Origin of the sequence: Paraflavisolibacter caeni (genome assembly GCF_025628885.1) — a bacterium.
Classification (GTDB): domain Bacteria; phylum Bacteroidota; class Bacteroidia; order Chitinophagales; family Chitinophagaceae; genus Flavisolibacter; species Flavisolibacter caeni.
The window spans coordinates 100,593-122,749 of record NZ_JAOTIF010000014.1 but is presented as its reverse complement, the minus strand read 5'-3'; the positions used below and the strand labels follow the sequence as shown (position 1 = coordinate 122,749).

At 43.1% G+C, this 22,157-nt stretch carries 18 protein-coding genes; 6 read left to right on the top strand and 12 right to left on the bottom strand.

Features of this window, described 5'->3' with window-relative positions:
• Positions 1–58 precede the first annotated feature (58 nt).
• A complete protein-coding gene (locus tag OCK74_RS16405; protein ID WP_279298143.1) occupies positions 59–412 on the bottom strand; it encodes a hypothetical protein in 354 nt (117 codons plus the stop codon).
• A gap of 200 nt (positions 413–612) precedes the next feature.
• Here OCK74_RS16405 and abc-f point away from each other — a divergent pair, with 200 nt between their 5' ends.
• Positions 613–2,208 carry a ribosomal protection-like ABC-F family protein gene (abc-f, locus tag OCK74_RS16400; RefSeq protein ID WP_279298142.1) on the top strand — a complete coding sequence of 532 codons (1,596 nt, stop codon included), beginning with the start codon at positions 613–615 and terminating at the stop codon, positions 2,206–2,208.
• 54 nt (positions 2,209–2,262) lie between these two features.
• On the opposite strand, the gene OCK74_RS16395 is transcribed toward abc-f, so the two are convergent.
• Entirely contained in the window at positions 2,263–2,544 is a 282-nt protein-coding gene (locus tag OCK74_RS16395) for a 2TM domain-containing protein (protein WP_279298141.1), read from the bottom strand.
• A 133-nt stretch (positions 2,545–2,677) separates the two neighbouring features.
• On the opposite strand from OCK74_RS16395, the gene OCK74_RS16390 reads away from it, so the two are divergent.
• Positions 2,678–3,064: a DUF7793 family protein gene (locus tag OCK74_RS16390; RefSeq protein WP_279298140.1), complete on the top strand. Its 387-nt coding sequence runs from the start codon at positions 2,678–2,680 to the stop codon at positions 3,062–3,064.
• Between the two features lie 120 nt (positions 3,065–3,184).
• Here the strand turns inward: OCK74_RS16390 and infB are convergent, their stop codons facing one another.
• The 3 genes from infB to OCK74_RS16375 all read right to left on the bottom strand — a co-directional run bounded on the left by infB (position 3,185) and on the right by OCK74_RS16375 (position 8,331).
• Positions 3,185–6,352: a translation initiation factor IF-2 gene (gene infB, locus OCK74_RS16385; RefSeq protein WP_279298139.1), complete on the bottom strand. Its 3,168-nt coding sequence runs from the start codon at positions 6,350–6,352 to the stop codon at positions 3,185–3,187.
• A gap of 115 nt (positions 6,353–6,467) precedes the next feature.
• The gene (gene nusA / locus OCK74_RS16380; RefSeq protein WP_279298138.1) at positions 6,468–7,715 is read right to left on the bottom strand and encodes a transcription termination factor NusA; all 1,248 of its coding nucleotides are present in this window, start codon (positions 7,713–7,715) and stop codon (positions 6,468–6,470) included.
• A 97-nt stretch (positions 7,716–7,812) separates the two neighbouring features.
• Positions 7,813–8,331, bottom strand: coding sequence for an LSm family protein (locus tag OCK74_RS16375; protein ID WP_279298137.1), 519 nt, complete (start codon positions 8,329–8,331; stop codon positions 7,813–7,815).
• 79 nt (positions 8,332–8,410) lie between these two features.
• Between OCK74_RS16375 and OCK74_RS16370 the strand changes: the two genes are divergently transcribed.
• On the top strand, positions 8,411–8,668 hold the full coding sequence (locus tag OCK74_RS16370; RefSeq protein WP_279298136.1) for a DUF4834 family protein: 258 nt from the start codon (positions 8,411–8,413) through the stop codon (positions 8,666–8,668).
• Between the two features lie 58 nt (positions 8,669–8,726).
• On the opposite strand, the gene OCK74_RS16365 is transcribed toward OCK74_RS16370, so the two are convergent.
• On the bottom strand, positions 8,727–9,350 hold the full coding sequence (locus OCK74_RS16365; RefSeq protein WP_279298135.1) for an NUDIX hydrolase: 624 nt from the start codon (positions 9,348–9,350) through the stop codon (positions 8,727–8,729).
• A 64-nt stretch (positions 9,351–9,414) separates the two neighbouring features.
• A complete protein-coding gene (locus OCK74_RS16360; RefSeq protein WP_279298134.1) occupies positions 9,415–10,344 on the bottom strand; it encodes an L-lactate dehydrogenase in 930 nt (309 codons plus the stop codon).
• A gap of 240 nt (positions 10,345–10,584) precedes the next feature.
• Between OCK74_RS16360 and OCK74_RS16355 the strand changes: the two genes are divergently transcribed.
• Both OCK74_RS16355 and OCK74_RS16350 read left to right on the top strand, forming a co-directional pair.
• Positions 10,585–11,187, top strand: a complete 603-nt coding sequence (locus OCK74_RS16355) for a YceI family protein (RefSeq protein ID WP_279298133.1) — start codon at positions 10,585–10,587, stop codon at positions 11,185–11,187.
• Between the two features lie 36 nt (positions 11,188–11,223).
• A complete protein-coding gene (locus tag OCK74_RS16350) occupies positions 11,224–12,636 on the top strand; it encodes a hypothetical protein (RefSeq protein ID WP_279298132.1) in 1,413 nt (470 codons plus the stop codon).
• 11 nt (positions 12,637–12,647) lie between these two features.
• Here the strand turns inward: OCK74_RS16350 and OCK74_RS16345 are convergent, their stop codons facing one another.
• Positions 12,648–13,850, bottom strand: coding sequence for a DUF418 domain-containing protein (locus tag OCK74_RS16345; RefSeq protein WP_279298131.1), 1,203 nt, complete (start codon positions 13,848–13,850; stop codon positions 12,648–12,650).
• Positions 13,851–14,008: 158 nt separating this feature from the next.
• Here OCK74_RS16345 and OCK74_RS16340 point away from each other — a divergent pair, with 158 nt between their 5' ends.
• A complete protein-coding gene (locus OCK74_RS16340) occupies positions 14,009–16,054 on the top strand; it encodes a DUF3857 domain-containing transglutaminase family protein (protein ID WP_279298130.1) in 2,046 nt (681 codons plus the stop codon).
• 13 nt (positions 16,055–16,067) lie between these two features.
• Here the strand turns inward: OCK74_RS16340 and OCK74_RS16335 are convergent, their stop codons facing one another.
• The 4 genes from OCK74_RS16335 to OCK74_RS16320 all read right to left on the bottom strand — a co-directional run bounded on the left by OCK74_RS16335 (position 16,068) and on the right by OCK74_RS16320 (position 22,024).
• Entirely contained in the window at positions 16,068–16,394 is a 327-nt protein-coding gene (locus OCK74_RS16335; RefSeq protein ID WP_341483202.1) for a glucoamylase family protein, read from the bottom strand.
• A gap of 76 nt (positions 16,395–16,470) precedes the next feature.
• Positions 16,471–17,334, bottom strand: coding sequence for a LamG-like jellyroll fold domain-containing protein (locus OCK74_RS16330; protein ID WP_279298129.1), 864 nt, complete (start codon positions 17,332–17,334; stop codon positions 16,471–16,473).
• Between the two features lie 57 nt (positions 17,335–17,391).
• Entirely contained in the window at positions 17,392–18,918 is a 1,527-nt protein-coding gene (locus OCK74_RS16325; RefSeq protein ID WP_279298128.1) for a RagB/SusD family nutrient uptake outer membrane protein, read from the bottom strand.
• A gap of 25 nt (positions 18,919–18,943) precedes the next feature.
• Positions 18,944–22,024, bottom strand: coding sequence for a SusC/RagA family TonB-linked outer membrane protein (locus OCK74_RS16320; RefSeq protein ID WP_279298127.1), 3,081 nt, complete (start codon positions 22,022–22,024; stop codon positions 18,944–18,946).
• Positions 22,025–22,157: the final 133 nt, after the last annotated feature.

Below are 22,157 nucleotides of genomic sequence, written 5' to 3'. Positions count from 1 at the left end.
GCGGCAAGTTGATGAACGGGAGGCACGTATGGAACTGTTTCTTTAAATTTATTGAATTTTAATTTATGAGACGGCAAGATCTTTCGGAAAGCTTCCAGAATGTTGAATATGCCAAAAAGGAGCCCAAAACGAGTAAATATGGAAATGGCAATAGGACTTCTCCACACATTTTAGGAACAGCTGCAAATTTGCTTGGGTTTTGTTTAATTGTTCTTACATCGTTGCACTTTACCAACAGTACTGCAAATACGATCATTGATGAATTAACTTCTCTTATAGCTTTGCTGCTCACCCTTTCTTCTACCTTTTCATTCATTTCAATTAGAACAAAAAATGAAAAAATGGAATTCTTGTGTGAAAGCATTGCAGAGTATCTGTTCATTGTCTCTCTTATTGGTATTTTTTTGATCATACTTTTTTTGATGATCAAGTATTGGTTGAAATAATATGAACAGGAAACTGCTTTAATGCAGGTTATACATAAGCAAAAGTTTCCTTAAGTTTGCGTTCTCAACTAAAAAGATTAATGTAGAATATAATTTCTTTCCAATTACAAACAGAGGCCTACGCAAAGTCGTTGGCAATTAATGTTTACTTCTAAAGAAAGGAATTATGTTGATTCTTCAGAATCTCTCTTATATACATCCCAACAAGGAATTATTGTTTGATAATATTAACCTGGCTTTCAACCGACATGATAGAATTGCCTTGATTGGTAATAATGGTGCGGGAAAATCTACCCTTCTTAAAATCATTGCGGGTGTTTTTTCACCTTCAACGGGTATCGTATGTACGGACTCAAGGCCATATTATGTTCCACAACTTTTCGGGCAGTACAACGATCTTACTATTGCGCAGGCACTGGGTATCGAGGATCGATTAAAGGCATTGAAAGAAATACTTGATGGTCATGTTACTGAAGCAAACCTGACATTGCTGAACGATGATTGGAACATAGAAGAACGTTGCAGGGAAGCATTGGCTTATTGGGGGATTGATGGTTTTGATCTGGGGCAGAAAATGAAAACCCTGAGTGGCGGACAAAAGACAAAGGTTTTCCTTGCCGGCATTTCCATTCATCAACCAGAAATCGTTTTATTGGACGAGCCGAGCAATCATTTGGATACTTCAGGAAGGCATTTACTTTATGAGTTTATAAAGTCTAGTTCAAACACTATGATTGTGGTGAGTCATGACCGGAAATTGCTTCATCTGCTTGATTCGGTTTGTGAGTTAAGCAAGGGTGGCATTGTTGTATATGGCGGCAATTATAATTTTTATACAGAGCAGAAGGCTATCGAGGTCAATGCGTTGAACCAGGATGTCAGGAGTAAAGAAAAAGCATTGCGCAAAGCGAAGGAGGTTGAGCGGGAAACGGCTGAGCGGCAGCAAAAATTGGACGCCCGAGGCAAGAAGAAACAGGAAAAAGCCGGGCTTCCTACCATATCTATGAACACATTTAGAAACAATGCAGAAAAGAGTACATCCCGATTGAAAGGTGTTCATGCTGAAAAAGTGGGATCTATTTCACAAGAGCTGAACGAATTGAAAAAGGAGTTGCCAGATATGGACAAAATGAAGTTTGGCTTTGACGATTCTACACTTCACAAAGGCAAAATATTGATTACGGCAAAGGATATTAACTATGGTTATGGTGAGGAGGTCCTGTGGAGGCAACCCTTGAGCTTTGAGATTAGAAGCGGAGAGCGCATCGCATTGAAAGGATTGAATGGGTCGGGCAAAACGACTTTAATTAAAGTTTTTATAGGTGAATTAGAGCCAAAGGTTGGTACAGTAGTAAGGGCAGACAATAAGGTAGTGTACATTGACCAGGATTATTCGTTGATTAACAATATGCTCAATGTTTACGAGCAGGCGCGTCAATTTAATCATTCTGCTTTGCGGGAACATGAAGTCAAGATCCGGCTCAACCGGTTCTTGTTTACAAAAGATTATTGGGACAAGCCGTGCAGTAATCTTAGCGGAGGGGAGAAAATGCGGTTGATGCTTTGCTGCCTGACAATTAGCAATCAGGCTCCTGACATTATTGTGTTGGACGAGCCTACCAACAATTTAGACATTCAAAACATAGAGATTCTGACTGCAGCCATTAATGAGTATAAAGGAACGCTCATCGTTGTATCGCACGACGAATATTTCCTGGAACAGATCAGTGTTGAGCGCACAATTAATTTAGAATGCCTCTAAGAAATATTGTAGTTATCAACAGGGATACTCGCATATAAGCTGCCGACCATCTGTTTATGGAGTGATGTGATTGTTTTCTTCTAATTTTTTCTTCAATTTTTGATACTCATCTTCTTCTGAGAGAAATCTTGATTGACGGTAATCGAACATATAGTGAAAAATCACACCAATACCCCACCCTGTCATTGGCCATACTGGCCAAGGGTATCCCTGACCTGTAATATACCATATTATCCACAAAGCGGCATTTATCACTAAATAAACCATTAAGTGAGTCCTGAATTCTACCCGCTTATGGGCTAGCTCATGCAATTGAGCGTCAGTAAAAGTTCGCATAAAATGTTTTTAATGGTTTATAATCCAGTTTCTATACTAAGTTATTTTGCATTAACCCCCTCGGTCAAGAATATCAATCAGTGCAAAATAAGACAGTCGTCATACTTTTGGGGTTTACTAACAGTTTAGAGAAATGGCACCACCAAAAGACAGACAAATATTTGAGGGCGAAATTGCCACCTATTGGTTTGATGATGGCATATTGGTTTCGTTATCCAAAAGTCCTAAACGGACGGTTGCGAATATTACGGATAATATAGCTTTGGTAAAGCGTATTACAAGCAACCAAACAGTTCCATTACTGATTTACCTGGCCAATTCTCCGGTCCCGGATAAAGAAACCCGGAAGTTTTCAACGGAGCAATTGCCTAATGTTTATAAAGCAATGGCTATGGTGTCGAAACCAGGATTGGCGCAATTGATCATGAACATTCTATTCAAGTTTAAGCCACCGCCAATTCCAATGAAAAGTTTTACCAACGACAAAGATGCAAAGGAGTGGTTGATGCAATACTTGTAATATGCAAAAACTGCTGGTGATGAACAGGAAAAGGCAGCGTAATGCTTAGAACATAAAAAAGGCCTCAACTTTTTGAAAGCTGAGGCCTTGTTATTTAAAGATTATTTATGCTATTGGCTTTTAGAGCGTGCGCTTGATCTCTTCGATTTCGTAAGCTTCGATGATATCGCCTACTTTCAGGTCGTTGTAGTTCTTGACCGTCAAACCGCACTCCATACCCATTTGTACGTCTTTTACGTCGTCTTTGAAGCGTTTGAGTGAGCCTAATTCGGCTTGTTGATTTTCTCCTTTCGGATATTCAACGATACCGTCACGGATTACGCGCACTTTGTTGTCGCGTTTAATCCGACCATCCAGTACATAACAACCGGCAACGGTCACTTTGTCGAATTTGTAGACTTCTCTTACTTCTACGTTGGCAACGATTTTTTCCTGAACTTTTGGTTCCAACATACCTTCCATCGCGCTCTTGATCTCGTCGATGGCGGTGTAGATGATAGAGTAAGTTCTAATCTGAATACCTGCGCCGTCTGCCAGGCGGTTCGCCTGCATAGAAGGACGAACGTTAAAGCCTATGATCACTGCATCAGATGCTTCTGCCAGCACCACGTCGCTTTCGTTGATCTGGCCTACGCCTTTGTGAATTACGCTCACCACGATTTCTTCTGTTGACAGTTTTTGCAGTGAGTCGCTCAGGGCTTCTACCGAACCGTCCACGTCACCTTTGATGATCACTTTCAGTTCTTTAAAGTTACCCAATGCCAAGCGGCGGCCGATCTCATCCAGTGTGATGTGTTTCTTGGCACGCATACCCTGCTCGCGGAGGATTTGCGCACGGCGGTTGGCCACTTCTTTAGCTTCTGCTTCGTCGTCGTATACTTTGAACTTCTCACCAGCCTGAGGCGCGCCGTTCAAGCCCAGGATCAATACCGGTGTACTTGGAGGTGCTTCATTCACCTTTTTGTTCCGTTCGTTGAACATGGCTTTCACACGGCCATAGTGCTGACCGCTCACCACAATATCACCATTATTCAATGAACCATTCTGAACCAGGATAGTTGCAACATAGCCACGGCCTTTATCCAGCGTTGCTTCAATGATGCTGCCACTGGCTTCACGATTCGGGTTGGCTTTCAGGTCGAGCAGTTCTGCTTCCAGCAATATCTTTTCCAGGAGCAGGTCGACATTGAGACCTTTTTTGGCAGATATTTCCTGGCTTTGGTATTTACCGCCCCATTCTTCCACCAACAGGTTCATGCCTGCCAATTGTTCGTATATCTTTTGAGGGTTGGCTCCATCTTTATCTATTTTGTTGATCGCGAAGATCATCGGTACGCCGGCCGCTTGTGCGTGGCTGATGGCCTCGCGGGTTTGTGGCATGATGGCATCGTCTGCAGCAATTACGATCACTGCAATATCCGTAATCTTGGCACCGCGGGCACGCATGGCGGTAAACGCTTCGTGACCAGGAGTATCCAGGAAGGTGATGTCTTTGCCATTTGGCAGGTTTACCTGGTAGGCACCAATGTGCTGGGTGATACCCCCGGCCTCACCGGCAACTACGTTAGCCCTACGGATGTAGTCGAGCAAAGAGGTTTTACCGTGGTCAACGTGACCCATGATGGTAACAATTGGAGAGCGGGGTTCCAGATGATCTTCGTGATCCACCTCGTCTTCTTCCTCCATTTCCATTTGTTTTTCCACGTCGATGAATTCCACGTCGTAACCGAATTCACTGGCTACCAATTCAATTACCTCTGCATCGAGACGCTGGTTGATGGATACCATGATACCAAGGCCCATACATTTACTGATCACTTCAGCAAATGAAACGTCCATCAGGTTGGCCAACTCACTCACAGAAATAAATTCAGTTACCTGCAGCTTGTTGTCAGTAGCACCTTCTGCAGCGTCTGCCATTTCATGACGTTTTTCACGACGCAGTCTTGCTTTCAGGCTTTTACCTTTACCGGTACCACCAGACAATTTGGCTTGTGTTTCCTGAATCTTCCTTTGAATTTCTTTTTCGTCAATTTGCTTATCCTCTCTAGCTGCAATGCGAGGTGTACCAAATCTGCCACCGCCTTGTTGGGGTCTGCCTTTCTGGTCGCGGTTGAAACGGCCTCCACCTTGTTGGCCCTGACCTTGTCCGCCAGGTCTTTGTCCACCGCCTTGGCCTTGCTTGTGCACTTGGAAACCGCCAGGAGGTCTGTTGGCTGCAGGAGCTTGTCCTTGAGTTTGGCCTTGCCCCTGACCTTTATGGAAATCTTGTCTTGTATCTCTTGTATCTTTCTTTTCAATAGGAATACGTTTGCGTTTCCTTTTTTCGTCGTGTTTAGGACGGGTATCGCTATCTACCGGTAGTTGAATTTTACCAAGTATCTTAGGACCTTCAATTCTTTCAGCCCTAATATTTTCGATTACCGGCCCTGTTTCTGTTGCTTCTGGAGCTTGAGGTGTCACTTCCGGTGCTTCTATTGTTTGACTTTCAGCCACTGGTTCTTCCTGTGGTTGATGAGCAGGCTGAGGTTCAGGTTGGCTTTCTGCCACTGGCTCAGTCTCTGGTTGAGGCTGTGGCAGTGGTTGAGGCTCAGGCTGAACTTCTGGCTGAACCTCAGGCTGAGGTTCAGGTTTGTATTCCGGAGTTGTTTCCGGTTGAATTTCCGGTTGAGGCTGTACCTCCGGAGTAGACGGTGTTTCTGGTTGCGCTTCCATCTTAGGCTGAACTTCTTCTTCAGCTTTTGCAACAGGTTCTTCCACCTGTGGTTTAGGCTGTTCTTTAGGTTCAGTCTTTTTAGGACGCGCATCAAATTGAGACAAGTCTATTTTATCAACGATCTTGGGCCCTTCCAATTCAGGGGCTTCCAATCTTATAACGTCAGGAGTTTCAGTCTTTACTGGCTCTGGTTCGGGAGCAGGTAGAGGCTCAGGTTGTGGAGCTGGTGCAGCTTCTGCAACTGGTTCAGGCTCTTCTTTTTTCGCCGGTTTGATTATTTCCGGGCGAGCAGCAGGCTTATCACGATAGGCAACTTCCTCCTCTTCCTTTTTGCGTTTAGCATCAGCAGCTGCGCCTTTTGGTAAGTCGATTTGAACGCTTTTCAGCTTTGCTACCTTATCGCTTTGAAATTCAGCCTGCAGAGCACGGTACATATCCTCTGTCAGCTTGGAGGTAGGTTTCAGGTCGTCTTTATTAAAACCTTTTGCCGTCAAAAAGTCCACAAGGGTATCTTTACCAATGTTGAATTCTTTGGCTGCGGCCATTAACCTGGGTGTTATTATTTCTGCCATATATTATTTTACCCTAATCCGCCACAAAGGTGGATTTTTATATTGTCTTTTTATGCGGGCCTGATATGTGCCCATTTTGTAAAATTACCTAACTCCCTTCAAGCAGCTAGATATTTTATCCTTTTTCAAATTCAGCCTGTAAAACTTTTCTTATTTCATCAATTGTAACTCTTTCCAGGTCTGTTCTGCGTTCCAGTTCTTCAGGGGTAAGATCCAATACGCTGCGGGCTGTATCGCAGCCTATACGTTTCAATTCTTCAATGATCCAAGGTTCAATTTCATCGCTGAATTCTTCCAGATCGATATCAAATTCTTCTACTTCACCTTCTGTGTCGCGGAATACGTCAATATCGTAACCAGTAAGTTCGCAGGCGAGTTTGATGTTCACGCCACGGCGGCCGATAGCCAGAGAAACCTGGTCTGGTTTGAGGTAAACACTTGCATGTTTAGTTTCCTGTTCCAATTCCATTGTAGTGACCTTAGCCGGAGTTAAAGAACGCTGAATCAGTAATTGGATGTTGGATGTCCAGTTAATGACGTCAATATTTTCATTTTTCAGTTCGCGTACAATGCCATGAATCCGGCTACCTTTCATACCAACGCAGGCACCAACAGGGTCAATACGGTCGTCGTAAGATTCGACAGCCACTTTTGCTCTTTCGCCCGGGTCGCGGACGATCTTCTTGATAACGATCAGACCGTCGAATATTTCTGGTACTTCTATTTCCAAAAGCTTTGCCAAAAAGTCGGGTGAAGTTCTGGAAAGTATAATTACCGGATTATTATTTTTTAAATCTACCTTTTTTACTACGGCACGGATGGTTTCACCTTTTTTGAAATAATCCTGGGGTATTTGTTCGCTTTTAGGAAGGATCAGCTCGTTACTTTCTTCATCCAGCAGCAGGATTTCTTTTTTCCATACCTGGTAAACCTCGGCACTGATGATCTCCCCGATGCGGTCGGCATATTTTTTAGCAAGAATGTTTTTCTTCAAGTCAGAAATACGGCTTGCCAATGTTTGTTTTGCGGCAAGGATAGCCCTGCGGCCGAAATCGTACAGGTCAATTTCTTCATATAGTTCTTCACCTACTTCGAAGTCCGGCTCAATCTTTACGGCGTCTGAATAAGCGATCTCAGCGTTGGAATCAATTACTTCTCCGTCTTCAACAATCATACGGCGGCGAATGATTTCCAAGTCACCCTTTTCTGCGTTTACAATTACGTCAAAGTTCTCATCACTGCCAAATTTCTTGCGCAGCAATGTTTTAAAAACATCTTCCACCACACGCATCATGGTCGGACGGTCTATATTTTCAGCATCTTTAAAGTCCTGAAAAGCCTCAATTAGGTTGATACTTGCCATATGAAGTACAATTTACAAGTTACGATTTACGATTTAGTTTGCTTTAGGAGCGGATTGATGGTTACAGTATGCAGCCTTCGCCTTATGCTCTTTAGGCTTAAAACTTCACTTGAATTTTAGTTGTTTTTATATCACTGAATAAAACAGATTCCTGTTTTACTTCTTTCTTTTTTCCTTTCCCGGTCTCAGTTTCGACGATAATGCCGTCTTCGGCGGCTTCGATCAGCTTACCTTCTTTCTTTGTGCTGTCGTTGAGTGTAACTTCTACAAATCTTCCCAGGTTTTTTGTGTACTGGCGGCGCAGTTTCAGCGGTTCATCCAGCCCAGGGGAGGAGACCTCTAGGGAAAAGTCGCCATCGGGAAACATGCCGTCGGCTTCCAATATTTTGTAAAGCTTCCGGTTATAGTCTATGAGGACTGATAAGTTTACGCCTTCATCTGCATCGATAAAAACCTTAATATTATTGGTGGGCTTTACACGCACTTCTACCAGGAAATGATTAGGGTGTTCTGCCAACAGCTGTTCCATTTTTTCTTCAACAGCCTGTATTATAGTTTCTTTTTGCATGTTGTATAAAGAAGAAGGGAACGATTTCCGTTCCCTTCTAATAGTCATTGCTGAGGCAAAGTTAAGAGATTCTTTAAATAAGTTCCAAATTATAAAATCTTAAAGTCTGTGCTTTAATTTTGGGGTAATGAGTGTTTTTAGCATTTTATTCTATGGTTTCCTGATTTACCTGCTGTACAGGCTGGTATTTAACTTCATTATTCCTATCTACCGGACCACCAGACAGGTCAAAAAAAGCTTCCGGGCAATGCACGAGCAGATGAACCAGCACCAGCACCAACAACAGGGTAATGGTTCAGATACTCAAACGCAACAACAAAACAAGGGGAAGGATCTGAATACTGACAATGTTGGCGAATATATTGATTTTGAGGAGATTAAGTAAGCTAAGGCCTTAAAAGGCAGGGCTGCACAGCAAGGCTGGGAGTTGCATTATAGCTTTTTTAATCAAAATATGTTTCGGAATCGGAGTTTGTTACTTTTTTATAAAGCTGTTCCAACTGGCTTTTCAAGATCCTGTCGGTTGAAAGTTCTGGCAGGTTGTTGATGTCGAAATAGCCTACATCCAGTACATCAAAACCTTTGTTTAAGGTTGATGAGACCGCTTCACAGTGAAAAACCAGTTTGTAAATATAGTGTGGCTCCGGAGGGTGTGGATGTTTCCTTTTATCGTAAACGGCCAGTAGTCGTTTTGGAATAACATCAATGCCGGTTTCTTCTTTGCACTCTTTTGCAGCAGTTTCTGCAGGACTGTGGCCAATGTCCGCCCACCCGCCTGGCAGTGACCAATTGCCGTCAGCGCTTTCCCTGGCCATCAGGATTTTGTTATTGGGAGAAAGCACAAAAGCCCTGATATCGACTTTAGCAGTGGGATAGTCCTTTATTAATGGAAAAGTTTCTTTTAATGCTTCTATGCTGTGGCCGCTTAGTTCGCTCAAAAGGCGAAAGCAGATGTCTTTCAGTTCTGAATAGCGTTCCTTGTCATAGTTGTTGTTGCAATATAGCAGGCCTACATCTGCAATTGATTTCAGGCGCTTGATCTCTTCAAGTAATTCAGTAGGTGTCATAGGGTAAAGATAAAATCCATACTATAGTTTATAATAGTTGGTTGAATATTGATGATGAAAAAACTTATAATGAAATAGATTCTATAATGCCCTTGAGTTTCTCTGCCGACTTATTTAGTAATTGCTTTTCATTGTAATTTATTTGCAGGGGCAATACTTCGCGTACACCTGTATGGTCTACGATGCAGGGCACGCCAAGATATACGTCACTTATGCCGTGATAATTAGTGAGCAGTGCGGACACATTGAGCACAGAGGCCTCATTTCTCAAGATGGCGGTACATATACGATCTAAAGCCAGCGCAATGGCATAAAAAGTGGCACCTTTGGTTTCTATTATGCGGTAAGCTGCATCCCTTGTGTTGGCAAATATTTCCTGCTTGTCTTCTTCGCCTAGTAAGATCTCTGAGCCAGCAATGTTGGCAAGGCTCCATACAGGCAGTTCAGAATCGCCATGCTCTCCTATGATGTGAGCATGTACACTCCTCGGGTCAATATGCAGTTTATCGCCAATCAGGTAACGAAAGCGGGAGCTATCCAGTAGGGTGCCTGAGCCAATCACACGGCGAAAAGGCCAGCCGGATTTTTTCCAGGTAAAATAACTCATTACATCGACAGGGTTGCTGGCAATGAGCAGGATACCATCCGTATTGTATTTCAAAACTTCGTCTGTTATGCTTTCGAAGATGGCCACGTTACGCTTCAAAAGGTCAATCCTTGACTCGCCTGTGCGTTGGGCCGCTCCAGCGGTGATGATGATGATATCTGCTTCGCGGCAGTCCTCATAAGTTCCGGCCCAAACCTTTGCCTTACCCAGGAAAGGAAGTCCATGGTTCATGTCAAGCGCATCACCTATCGCTTTGTCCTTATTAGCATCTATCAATACCAATTCGTCCATGCGCTCCCTGAGCAGCAGGGTATAAGCAGTTGTAGAGCCTACAGCTCCTACTCCAATCACCACGATCCTTGTTTTCTTTTCAGCAGATGTCAGCATATATCTTGTTCATTATTTGTCATACGAATATAAGGCTCTCAGTAATAAGCTTTCTTCAATGAGAGGATAGCGCCTATTTCTGCGGTTATTCTTTCTAGTTAAATGATTAATAAAGTAAGATACAAAATGAATCTGTGTCCTGTAAAAAACTATCTATATACAGATGATTTACAAATGTGCCAACAAATTATAATTTAATCAATATGGCAATATGTTTGTGGCAGAATGTAAAAGACTTTTATGAGAAGCGAAGAACTATTGGGTACAAGCAAGTTCTTTGTTATTGTTCTGCTTGCTTTCACCTATTTGCCAACCTTTTTATTTGCGCAGACAAATTATCAATCCTCAAGCGCAAACGTTACGATTTCCGGCACCTCTTCTTTACACGATTGGACAGAAAAATCAGCTAAAGGCAGTGCTGCTGCAACTTTTGTCATCAGCAGTGATCATAAGATCACAGGCTTGTCTGCTCTATCCTTTTCTGTTCCTGCAAAAAGTTTAAAGAGCGAGCATAGTGGAATGGATAACAATACCTACAAAGCGCTTAAGACAGATAAGCATGCCAATATTACTTATACTGTCTCTTCTGCAACTGTAGAACCGGTCAATGCTAATACATTTACTATCAAAACGAAGGGTAAGCTAAGTATTGCCGGTACTATCCAGGAAACGGATGTGGTGGGCACTGCTAAGCTTAATGGTGATCGAAGTATTACAGTAACCGGTTCTAAAAAAATCAAAATGACGGATTACAAAGTAACGCCACCCACAGCTATGCTTGGTACCATCAAAACAGGAAATGACCTTACTATTTCTTACGATCTGAAATTGACCAGTAAATAAGTAACATCAACTATACTTTAAACCAAATCACTACAAATGAAAAAGTTTACTATCGCGAGCACGATAAAGTTGGCTTTAATGACTGCTTGTGCTCTACCGTTTGTAGTCAATGCACAGACGGAAAACATAGACGAAACTCCCGATAGGGAGATTTACCTGCGACCTTCTTACTGGAGGCCTTATGACAAAAGGGGTATCAATGTTTTTGAAACCAATAAGATGGCAGATACTATCCCTTATTCAGGACCCAGAGTACGTTTTGGAGCTGGGTTTACTCAACAGTTCCAGGGTATTAATCATGAAAATCCTGACGCCGATAATAATGGGGGAACCAGTGTTTCCACTGCAGGTGCTAACAAGTTATATCCCATTACTGCGGGTTTCATGACGGCTATGGCCAATCTTTTTACAGATTTCCAGTTAGGGGACGGTATCCGCTTAAATCTCACCACATATCTGTCCACCCGTCACCACAACGAAACATGGGTAAAAGGAGGATATATCCAGTTTGATAAGCTGCCATTCAAAGGTGAGTTCTGGACCAACCTGATGAAGATTACAACGATTAAGGTGGGGCATATGGAAATCAATTATGGAGATCAGCACTTCCGTCGTTCTGATGGTGGCCAAACTTTGTATAATCCCTTTATGGACAATTACATTATGGACGCGTTTACTACAGAAATTGGCGGTGAAGTGTATGTCCAAAAAAATGGATGGCTTGCCATGGGTGGTATTACCAACGGTATGCTCAAGGGAAATGTGGATACTGTTATTGCTACATCTGCAGACGAAAATACAGATAAAAATCCTTCCTTTTTTGGTAAACTTGCTTATGATAAACAAGTAAGTCCTGATTTGAGGTTCCGGCTGTCCGGGAGTATATACTACAACTCCAGTTCACCTGCGAGTGGGCTGACCTTATATGGGGGAGACCGTGCAGGGTCTAACTATCAAAACGTAATGGAGAAATGGGTAACCAATGCCGGGACACCTCAGGCTACACAGCAGGCTTCTACAAGTATAGCGTTCTCTGGCCGCTTAAACCCCGCATTTTCCAAGAAGGTTCAATCCATTATGGTGAATGGCTTTCTTAAATTCAAGGGCTTTGAATTTTTTGGTACTTATGAAAATGCGGAAGGCCGGACAAAAAATGAAAAAACCGAGAGAGACGCAGACCAATATGCTTTAGAAGGCTTGTACAGGTTTGGCAAAGCTGAAAGTATTTACCTAGGAGCCCGTTACAACAGTGTGGATGCAGAATTGTCAGGAATAACTACTAAAATAAATGTAAACCGCCTGGCTTTCGCGGGGGGCTGGTTTGTGACCCGGAATGTATTGCTTAAGGCAGAGTATGTCGTTCAAAATTACGAGGACTTTCCATCCTCCGACTATCGTGCCGGAGGACAGTTCGATGGATATGTTATTGAAGCAGTTGTCGGCTTCTAATACGTATTATTTTAAAGCCATGTGGCTCGGTGCCAGAGGTTTTCCAGTGGACCTTGCTTGTGCCGGCTCAGCCACCAGCGGCAAAAGAATAATTGAAGTGTAAACAACAGGATTCCTATTAACAGGCAATAGGTGGCGCCTGTGTATTGGTACAATCCTAATCCATAGCCATAGTATACTAAAGTTCCCAGTATAGATTGAACAATGTAATTGGTGAGGCTCATGCGTCCCAGGGGGGCAAATGTATTCAATACCCGCTTTGCTGCATTTTTAGTGTACAAATAAACAAAGGAGGACACCAAAACCATCATAAAAGCAAAGTTTGACCAGGTTGTAATGATCATGCTTAGTTTTTTGGCCAGCGCTTCAGTTGCAACGAATTGATGCATAGATCCTTTTAAGTAAAAGAGGGGTATGAATGATACTGCAGCAATCATCAGTATCTTCTTCCAAAATTGAGCATTCTGTTCAGATGCAAGAAAGCGCCTTTGCCTGCCCAGCAGCATTCCCAGCAAAAACAGGGCTGGCGTTTGAAAGAATCTGCCATTTTCCCAGGACCAGAAGAATACTGCTGGTCTTCCCACCAGGAAGTTGCCTTTTATCAATTTCCAGAAAGAACTACCCGCCATGAATTGTCCAACCTGTGAAAAATACTGGTCTGATAAGTTCTTGGGAATAACATAGCCTGGTGTATTTAGTATGTTGATGACATTGATCCACTCTACGGGCTGGAGCAGAAGAATGATTGCTGTGATCAGTAATGCTTTATTGTTCCATTTACCTACCGGCACCAGGATAACACCCAGTAATGCATAAAAAGAAAGAATATCGCCTTCATAGAATAATGCGTTGATACATCCGAAGATCATTAACAGGAAGAGCCGCCAAACAAATCTTAATCGAAAATCAACGCCTTTTTTAGCTTGGTTCTCCATCTGAATGAAGAAAGTAAAGCCAAAGAGAAGGGCAAATATGGCATATGCCTTACCTGCAAACAGGAAGAAGATAGAGTCCCATATCCCTTTATCAATTGCTTTTACCCAGGCAGGAAGATGCTGAGGAAAATAATAGAAGTCAAAATGCTCCAGGTTATGCAGCAGCATGATGGCGAAGATGGCAAATCCGCGCAGTGCGTCAACTACTTCAATACGGGGAATTTTGACAATAGAGGTTTGGTGGGGCTTGCTGTAAGGAGCCGCAGCAGTTAAGGTCATTGTATTTGCGTTATTAAGTAAACAATTGTTTTGGCGCGTACTAATGTAGTGAGAAAATACAAGATTATTTCACGGGATTGCAGTAAGTGGTTTGTCCTGGGCCTTTTTGGAAGGAATCATTAAAAGGTTATAATTTGTGGTGCTAATTACATGCAACCATGAAACTGACTTCTATTATACTGCTCAACTTGTTTATGCTATTGCCTTTTGTAGCATTGCGTGCTCAAAAAGGGCAACCAAAAGTTGAGAGTGCTCCTAACTGGATTACACAGAATACTGTTGATTATACCGTTCGTAACCTGGATCATGAGGCTGATAACGGTTATGTGGATCTTGTTTATGAAAAACAGGTTTCTCTGATCCATTCAGCATCTTATTACAAGGTTGGTATTAAGATACTTTCAGAAGCTGGCGTACAAAACAGCTCAGAGCTCTCCGTGAACTTCGATCCTTCCTACCAGGATTTATGTTTTCATAGTATCCGGATCATCCGCGGAGCTAATTCAATCAATAAACTGCACTTATCTAAAATCAAGATCATACAGAAGGAAAAAGAGTTGGACAGATTTATTTATGATGGTTCACTCACTGCTGTTCTGTTATTGGATGATGTCAGGAAGGGCGATATTATTGAGTATAGTTATACGATTAAAGGCATGAACCCTATCTTTAGTGGTAAATATGCTGATGTATATGATACAAGATTTTCTGTACCCGTATACCAGTTGTATTACAAACTGGTGAGTCCAAAGAACAGGAATCTGTTCATTAAGAACAACCAGGTCTCCCTATCTCCTGCTGTCACTACTTCCGCAAACGAGACAACTTATGAATGGAAGCTGGCTAATGTTCCCTCCTTACATGTAGAGGATCATTTGCCTTCCTGGTACGATGCTTATCCAACTGTCATGGTTAGTGAATTTAAAAGCTGGAAGGAGGTTAGTGACTGGGCCCTTAACTTATATCCTGTCCATTTCCCTTTATCTCCTGAAATGAAGAATACGCTTGAAGAGATCAAGAAGAAGGATGTAACTCCGGAGGGACGCATATTAACTGCTTTGCGCCTTGTACAGGATGAAGTTCGTTACATGGGAGTTGAGGTAGGTCCCAATTCTCATAGGCCACATGACCCGGGGCAAGTTCTGGTACAACGCTTTGGCGATTGTAAGGATAAATCTTATTTGCTTTGCTGCTTGTTAAGGGGCATGGGTATAGACGCTAGCCCCGTGTTCATCAATACATCCTTTAAAAAAACTGTGGGTAATTGGCTGCCTTCGCCCAAAGCCTTTGATCATGTAACTGTAAGAGTGGTGCTAAATGGGGCCATTTACTTTTTTGATCCTACAATTTCTTACCAAAGAGGAAGGCTTCAGGATATTTCTTTTCCTGACTACCAGGCAGGCTTAGTCATTACTGATACGACCACCAGCATCACTTCCATTCCCTTACAGGAGAAGGGAATGGTGAACGTAAAAGAAGTATTCAATGTATTGACGATGGCCGGCACTGCCCGGTTGGTGGTCAATACGATGTACACCGGCTCTTATGCTGATGATGTTAGGAGTGATTTTCAAAGCACAAGTCTATATGAGAAGAAAAAGGACTACTTGGATTTTTATAGTGATTACTTTGAAAAGATCAACGCTGACAGCTTATCATATATCGATAATGAGCAAGATGGATCATTTACGACCATTGAGTATTACACAATAAACGATTTCTGGGGAGCGTCCAATAGTTTTAAAAAGGCATCTTTCGAGCCATTTGTCATCAATGGTGTCATACGAAAACCAAAGGAGGAACCACGAAAAATGCCATTTGATCTTGTTTTTCCTGCTCATTACCATGAGGACATTGAAGTTAATTTACCTGAAGCCTGGAAAACAGAAGAATCTTCTGAAAAGATTAACGGCCCTGGTTTCGTTTTAAACTATGCCTATAATTGCATAGGAAGTCGTGTATTATTGAAATATGAGTATGAGAACCTGAAAGACCATGTGCTGCCTGAGGAAACAAAAGCATTTTTGGCCAGTATGAAAAAAGTAGATGAGTCGATTGGCTACCGGCTTACTCAAACTATTGAAGATAGTTCTGTTGCAGGTACTACCACTAGCGCATTCTCAAGTCATTATACATCACTTTACTTAGTGCTTGGGCTTTGTGTACTCATTACGATCATGATGCGTAAGGGAAATAATTATTAGGCGGCAAAGAGGTCTACAGATGCGGACTCTGAAACCCTAGATCCTTTAAACCTTTTTTTATTTCCGGGCAACTCAAAAAAAGATTCCATAACAAACCGCTTCGGTAGTTTTCAATCATTACAATAATTGGCCCCTGGTCAATGGCTAGAAACGAATCTGCAAACCAGGGAATACCCAGGTTGAATGCATCCACGAAGCCGTATTGCTTCCATATCTTATCACCCAGTTTGTAATAAAAGAATTTCAGTGCTTTCATGGATTCTGTTGGTGTGTAGGGGAAAGATGATAAAGCAGCAGTTGGTGAAATTGTCCCATTATCATTGGCTGGTTCATGTGCCAGGTAGCCAGTAGGAAAATGCCATTAAATGATTACGGCTGCTATTTTGTAAATAGCAGCCGTATCAAAACAGACCAGGTTACCGGCCTTGTTTTTCCAATTGGTAGAGAGAGCTTATTTCAAGGTCAGTTAATCCTTTATTATAAATCCTGAATTCATCCACAGATCCCCTGAAGTTCTGCATCCATGTATCGCCTGGTCCACCGATCTTTTGTTTCCAGGTACCAAAGACGAGCCTGCCAACATTGGCAAAGGCCAATTCGCCCAGAGGCGGGCCGCTTGGACCTGACAAAGGAGTGGATTGAAAAAATTTACGATTGTTCATGTAAGCCCTGAAAGTAGAAGTTGTTCCATCATAGACCGCAACAAAATTCGTCCATTTGCCAATGATATTTGGTTCTTTATCTGGATGGGCTTCGATAAATTGATTATTGAAAGCAACACCTTCTTTATGAAATTGTATTTTGAAGCGTAAGGAATCATCGGCTCCCCTCGCTTCAAAATATACGGCCAGGTTATACCAGAAATCGTTTGTATTATCAATATGAAACACCTGGGTAGCTCCGCAACAAAAGAAAGTATCTAATTTCATCCAGAATGAAACTGTAAAGCTTTTCAGGTTAGAAAGGGCAGGTCCAGCACTGGGATAATCGACATATCCCGTTTGAGAACCTTGTAATGCTTTGCCTTTTTGCCCCGCCGAAAAAGTGGTGCCGTGATTAGTGCCGGCCAGGTTTTGTTTGCTTTCCGTTAGGTTGTCCTCAAAACTCCACTTTGCTGCCTGGCTGGCAGCAGCCACTTCATCAGAGTTATTATAATCGCCAATAGGAGGAGGTGAACCAGGTTTGAAGTCGTCACTATAATCTGCTTCTGTGCAAGCGGTCAACAGCCCCATACAAATGAATATGGCAGCTTTGTAAAATATGATTGGAATGTTTTTCATTATTTCTTTTTTTGATAATAATATATACGGATAATGGGGTGGAAAAGTAATTGCTCATCAATAATTAGGGTTTTGTGCCAATCGATGACCGCTAAGGTCTATTTGCGCCTGTGGAATGGGATATATCTCATTCTTATTATCAACAAATGCTTTCCCATGGGCACGTAGTACCTGGCCGGCTCTTCCCTGCCTTACAAGATCAAAAAAGCGATCCTGCTCCATAGCCAATTCAACGCGGCGTTCCTTCCAGATATCCTGCTGTGTTGCGGTTGTGGCATCGGTCAGGCCTGCCCTTTTGCGTACCAGGTTCAACTTAGCTAGTGCTTCTCCGCTATTGCCCAGCATCGCTGCAGCTTCGGCATACATCAGCAATACCTCCGCATAGCGCATAAGAACTATATTTTTGGGCTTTTTATCCTTATTTCCGGCACAAGGCCCGACAGAGGGAACAGAGGCATAGGCCTTATAATTATAACGAAGATTTTCTACAGAGTCTTTTGTCGGCAGACGGAGGCCGTCCCATAAAATTGTTCCGGGATTAGGTCCGCCAGTAACTGTTGGCTGGATAAAAATAATAGAGGCATCCCTACGCTTGTCGTTTGGTTCGTAGGCTGCCAATAAGCTTTCTGAAGGATTGTTAAAACCCAAGCCTACATCATTCCATCCTCCTTTACCTCCTGAACGGGGCCCCTGTCCATTGCTGTAAAGGGGGCTGACACCATCGCAATTGGCAGTATTACCAGTTTGCACTTCAAATATCGATTCTGATGTGTTCGTGGAAGTTTGTATAAAATTTGAGGCATAGTTATCAGCCAGTGAATATTTGCCAGAATTGATGACCTCCTTGGTTAGATCAAATACCTTCTGCCAGTTTTTCTGGTACATGTAGACCTTTGCCAGTAAAGCTTGGGCAGCGCCTTTTGTAGCACGCCCAACCTCGGTATTGGGGTCACCTTTCTGAGCCAGGTTGTCTACGGCAAATTGCAGGTCATCAATAACCACCTGGTAAATCTCTGCAGCACTCGCCCTGGTCTGAAATTCATCGGAATTGCCTTCTGTTGCGTCAGGCACCCGTATGATCTTCGGCACACCGCCAAATAAGCGAACCAGGTTAAAATAATACATGCCCCTGATAAACCGAACTTCTCCAAGAAACTGGTTTTTGATGGCCTCTTCGAAGGTGCTTTCTTCCAGAGTTTGCAAGGTCTGGTTGGCACGAACGATGCCTGCATAATAACCGGTCCAGAGGTCATTAATAATTGAATTGGTAGGCGTAGTGGTGAAATTGTCTATTTCTTTTGCCGGCAGGAAATCAGCATCAAAGCTGCCTTTATCCTCATCATCAGAGGCTACATCTGTCGCTATAGAATAGAACCAGCCAATAGTGGTTCTGGCAAACCCCCCCAAATAGAGGGAATTGTAAACACCATTGACCAATTGCTCGGCCGCATCCAGGTTGCCGGCAATTTCCTCGTCGGTCAATTGCCCCTGGGGTGGAACATCAAGAAACTTCTGGCAACTTCCTGTGAACAGCAGCGTAGTAATGAAAGCTGCGATAACTCTTGTTTTATATTTTGTAAGCATTTTTTCAGTTTTAAATAGTCACACATTAGAAACTAACATTCAGGCCGAAAGCCCATGTGCGTACGGTAGGATAAACGCCTTGCTCGATGCCTGCAGCTAATGTACCTGCCGGGTCGGAGCCTGCTTCACTTTTGGGTATGATTTCCGGTGTGAACCCGCTGTAACCGGTAAAGGTTACCAGGTTTTGAATGGTAACAAATGCTCTCAAGTTACTCAGCTTGAGCTTGGAAACTATATCATCAGGCAGTTTATAACCCAGTGTCAGGTTGTTGATACGGAAAAAACCGCCATCTTCCAGGAAGTAGGTGGAAGTAGGAAGTTCTGTCAGATTGGCCCGTGGCACATCGGTATTGGGGTTGTCAACTGTCCAGCGGTTACGTGCCACATGGGATTCAATATTATCACGGGCATCCCCCCTTGCTTCTTTTTTAGCATTGTAAATCTTGCCGCCGGTTGTGCCATAAGTATTAATGCTCAGGTCAAATGTTTTATAATCCACACCGCCATTGATACCATACAATACTTTGGGTTGGTAAGAGCCAGAGAATTGGCGGTCTTTGGCATCAATTTTCTTATCTCCATTAAGGTCCCGGTATTTTAAGTCACCGGCTCTTGCTCCTGTTTGTCCCGATGCAGCAGCCTCGGCATCCGATTGAAAAAGGCCATCCACTTGCCAGAGGTAAAAACTGCCTACAGGTTCACCCACATCTGTAAGTGTAGTTGTTCCCTGGCCTCCCACGCTACCGCGGGGTAAAGGAATGCCCTGATTCAGTTCCAGTACCTCATTTTTATTAAAAGCTATATTGCCGTTCACATTGTAGCTCCAGTCTTTATTGATATCGTCAGACCAGTTGACGCCCAGTTCAACACCTTTATTTTGAATAGTAGCCGCATTGGTATAGTATTCATTGTTGGGGTCGCCCAGAACAGCTGGGACAGAAGCAATTACCAGCGCATCCTTTGTCCTTTTATCATAAAAGTCAAGGGTTCCGGTAAGCTTGTTATTTAAGAACGACGCATCAACGCCTATGTCAAATTCGTTCGTTACTTCCCATGTCAGGCCTTCGTCAACTAATTTGTCAAGAGAAAGCGTCAATGCCTGCTGGTTATTAAAGAAATAAGGTTGGCCAATGGTCGCTACGCGCAAAAACTCGCTGGAAGGTATTTGGTCGTTACCAACCTGGCCCCAGCTTCCTCTCAATTTCAGGGAGGTAAAGGTCTTCTGGTCTTGCATGAACTTTTCCTGAGCAATATTCCATCCTAAGCCGACAGAAGGAAAATAGCCCCAGCGGCTGCCTTCAGGAAACTTTGAAGTACCGTCTGCCCTAAAAGTAGCTGTAAGCAATAATCGGCTATCGTAACCATAATTCAACCGGGAAATAAAGGAATTTCGGCTAAACTTATCGGCTGAGCTGCTGTTTGTTTGCGTGCTTGGATCACCTGTACTTAAGTACCACTGGTTACTATTAGCCGGAACCCCCTGGCGCCCAGATACATTGCTGGAAAAGCGCAACTTTTCTGTGGTGATACCGGCCAGGAAGGTAACACTATGAAGGTCAAACTTTTTGGTAATGGTTGCTGTATTATCCCAAACCCAACGGGTGCGGTCGTCATCAGTGACATTCAACTGGCTGTTGGGGCGTACCTGGTTGCCACCAGGTACAATGAATACGTTTTCCGGGCCTGTATTGAGGTACTTGTATAGATATTCATTTCTCTGAAAAAAAGTGAGGTCTATACCAAGGCTGGAGCGAAGGGCCAGCCATGATACCGGGTTATAGTCAATCATAGTGGTTCCCTGTATGCGGTTTTCCAAACCGCTGTTGGAAGTTTTATCCAGATCCAATAACGGGTTGCCCACATTGCCTGCAGCAGAAGTATTGCCATATTTCCCATCTTTTATGGCCGGCAAATAAGGGACAGTGCGGTAGGCATTATTGAACGCTCCGGCAAAGTTAACATCCCTGGAATCGGCGCGACTATATGAGAATAGGGTAGAAAGTTTTAAATTTTTTGTGAATTTATATTCATTATTTGTGCGCACCGTAAAGCGGTTAAACTTGTTGGTAACCACGATTCCTTGTTCCTGGAGATAGCCAACACTAAAAAAATAACTGATCTTATCACTGCTGCCGGAAAGTGCAATATTATGGTTTTGATAAAATCCCTTTCGTAAAATCTCATCAAACCAGTCGGTAGAAGTGCCGTCCAGAACAGAGGGGTCAACTAGGTTATCTCCGCTGCCATAATACCGGCTAGCTTCGTTCACATAACCAACATATTGATTAGGACCAGCCATATCCACCAGGTCTGTGGCCTCACGGAGACCAATGTTCATATCATAATTTATGGTCAGTTTGCCACGCCCTTTACGCGTAGTGATGATCATAACGCCATTTGCCGCTCTCATGCCATAAATAGCCGTAGCTGAGGCGTCCTTCAAAATGTCCATACTTACAATGTCCGCAGAATTGATATTGCGGATGTCATCAGTGATCACTCCATCCACAACATATAAAGGGTTAACGCCGCCCAGCATCGTACCTGTTCCTCTTACCCGGACCGTAGGCAAGGTATTCGGTTGCCCGGACGTGATCACCTGCACACCTGCAACGCGGCCCTGGATGGCTTGTGTAGGTGTTTGCACGGGCAACTTTGCTATTTCAGCACCGCTTACCGAAGCTACTGAACCAGTGACATCTTTTCTTCTTTGGGAACCATAACCTGTTACCACTATCCCTTCCAGCACATTCTGTCCTGGTTGCATGGTAATAGTCAGGTCAGTCTGGTCGCCAACAGGGACATCCTTGGTCTGGAAACTTACGTGACTGATGGCCAGGGTTGCATTCGCGGGTACATTTAATGTAAAATTGCCACTGGAATCGGTTACTGTTCCATTACCGGTTCCTTTTACATAAACGGAAGCCCCGTTAACTGCTTCGTTTTTGGGAGACATAACACGGCCTGTAATACGCCGGGTTTGGAAATAGCCTGCAGCAGCAGTTTGTGAAATAGTAAATAAAATGAGTAGAAGTAGATACATGAAGATGTTGGCCTTTTTTTTCCATAGCCGGAAAATTGGTAAGGCTCTTGGTTTCAAGGTCATAACAATCGTATGTTTAAGGATGAAGGGAATTTTCTGCTCAAATACATTTTGTATGGACAAGTCCTGCAAAACACATCTATGCAAAAACTGTACTTTGAGTCAATGTATATAGGCAATTGCTAATAGGTTTTCG